The sequence below is a fragment of the uncultured Helicobacter sp. genome, assembly GCF_910577135.1.
GTDB lineage: Bacteria > Campylobacterota > Campylobacteria > Campylobacterales > Helicobacteraceae > Helicobacter_C > Helicobacter_C mastomyrinus.
Genome location: NZ_CAJTLL010000036.1, coordinates 1 through 2,249, shown reverse-complemented (window position 1 = coordinate 2,249; position 2,249 = coordinate 1). Strand labels below are relative to the sequence as shown.

The 2,249-nt window shown below is 33.4% G+C and carries 2 protein-coding genes and 1 pseudogene; all 3 read right to left on the bottom strand.

The genetic code is table 11. The features are described from left to right. Window positions 1-185, bottom strand: a pseudogene (locus QZ289_RS10360) (hypothetical protein); the annotation flags it as partial. Window positions 186-205: 20 nt separating this feature from the next. Continuing rightward, window positions 206-1,135, bottom strand: a complete 930-nt coding sequence (locus QZ289_RS10355) for a hypothetical protein (RefSeq protein WP_276950852.1) — start codon at window positions 1,133-1,135, stop codon at window positions 206-208. A 118-nt stretch (window positions 1,136-1,253) separates the two neighbouring features. Beyond that, a partial coding sequence (locus QZ289_RS10350) for a hypothetical protein (RefSeq protein ID WP_295702301.1) occupies window positions 1,254-2,249 on the bottom strand: 996 nt, incomplete at its 5' end.

The following is a 2,249-nucleotide window of genomic DNA, read 5'->3' as shown; positions in this document are numbered from 1 at the left end:
AGGGGTTTGTAGTCTTTGTAGGGGGAGGATTCCATTATTTGCCAAGCTTGTAAAAGGGCTTTGGAGTATTGTTGGGTGTATTTGCCTGTTTCTTTTTCCCATTTTTCAAAAATTATTTCGTTACTTTGTTTATCTACATTCAATATTACGCTATTTGGTGCTGTGATTTGGTAAGTCTCACTCATTGTTTCCCCTTTGTATTAATTTATCCCAAATGCAATCCATTTTTCATAATGATTGTTGTGGCAAGTCTGCCTACGAGTTTAGGGCGAGATTCTTGGATATTTTGGTCTTTGGTTTCCTTATCTTTATTGTTTAAATTTAGAACGTTAGTAGGTGGTTTTGGCTTATCAAGCTTTTTCCTATTATTCACCCCCACATACAAAGCCTTAATATTATTTTGTCCTATAATATCTAAAGCTTTTAAAAAGTTTCTATGTTTTAAAGGGTCTAAGATAGTATCGTTTAAATTGGTATTAAAAGAGCTTTGGTAAATATCATCAAGATAATTCATTGCGGTGTGGTAAGAATCTATGGCTTCTATTGCCCTACTTTCTCTCTCTTTGTATTCTTGATAAAAAGTCTGTATTTGTTCTTTTGTTTCTAAAAGCATAAAGTATTCTTTAATGATTTGTGTATGGATAGAATCCATTGTGTAATCTCTTAGATAAAAGCCTTGAGATTCTACATCTTTAAGAAAAGATTGTAAGCTATCATAATGATAAGAGAGAAAGGGTAAGTTTTTATGCGGCATTGGCATATCAAGATAATAATGTGTGTAGTCTAAATATTTATTGGTTATTAAAGGAATGATTAGATTTAAGCCTTTCCTATCTTTATGGAATTGTAAGATATGAGCATATGCGTGTGGAATAGAAAAATAACTTAAGGGTAAAGAGAGAATCGCTTTAGGGATATTAGAGTGAAAAATAGAATCTGTCATTGTATTTACATTTGCTAGATTAGAGATAGAATCTTGTAGGGGTTGTAGAGCTAGATTATCTTGCTTAACTAAGTGTTGTAATCCTAAAAGCCCACCTATTCCTAAGATTCCTAAATCTCTTAATTGTCTTAATGCTTCTCTCCTGCTTTGTAGTGTAGAGATTCTTAATTTGTTGTTTGGAATGTGTTGCATAGGAATCCTTTTTAAGATAAGATTCCTTATTATAGTTTGTATTTCTTTATATAAGATTATGGATTCTTAGTTATTAGTTTATTCCTCATAATGACGCTATGGGATAAAGAGGGACATTTTATTCCTTTATATTATACTCTTTAGCATAGGCTTTTATTTTTGCTCTTAAGGATTCGGGAAAGTCGTAACGATAGATTGTGAGGATTGTGGGGTTAAGGAGTTTGTCTAAAATTTTTCTTTGATAAAAATCATCTAGCAATTCAGGTGCGAAATAAGTCGGTGCGTTAGGATAGCTCTGCGGGGGAGTGATTGCGGCTATTTTGGATTCTAAAATTAAAGTGTCTATGTAGAGATTAACACTTTTTTTACTCCATTCACTAGGTGGGCAATCTCCATAGGCTTCTTGATAATCTAGCATTCCATAAGCAACTTGCAAAAACTCCTCTCTACTTTCAGGTGTAGAATCTATATCTCTTGGGTCTTTGAGTTTGCCTTGTTTGACTTGCTCTTTTAGCTCCCATATTATATCACCACTGCTATCCACTATGTAAGGGTGTATGCTGAAGTTCATCACCCAATCCACCCCTATGAGTTCATCTAAATAAGGTAACATTCCAAATTCATCATAAGGGGGATTCTTTGCAAAGTTTTCTAACATTTGAGCTTTAAGGGGATTCTTATGTAAGCCATCTACTAAGCCTCTAGTTTGATAAGAATCATATAAATCTTTAAAACTATCTTTATGTCCTAATTGAATAAGTAAGAAATTAACTGCTTGTGTTCTTGCTTTAAATCCTGTCATAGAAAGCTGTAATGCTCCCCTAAATCCTTCTATATCCCCTAGGATTCCTGCGCTCAATTCCCATTCAGCCATATGAAGCCAACCTTTATGCATATTTGCCATTCCTCTATTAGATTCTACCTTTGCATAAAGTTCTTTATATTCTTCCTTGATAAGCTTTCCATTCTCATCTACATTACAATAAGCATCATAAGGTATATCAATCACCGCACTTCTTAATCCACTTCTTATGACTAAATACTTATATCTTTCTCTTTTTGTTTTAAGGGACTCATAATAAGCTTTTTCTGCTTTAGTCCAAGGAGCAATAGC

Bases quoted from the DNA above. Each gene is read 5' to 3' on its own strand.
- QZ289_RS10355 (WP_276950852.1), bottom strand. From the start codon at position 1,135: ATGCAACACATTCCAAACAACAAATTAAGAATCTCTACACTACAAAGC.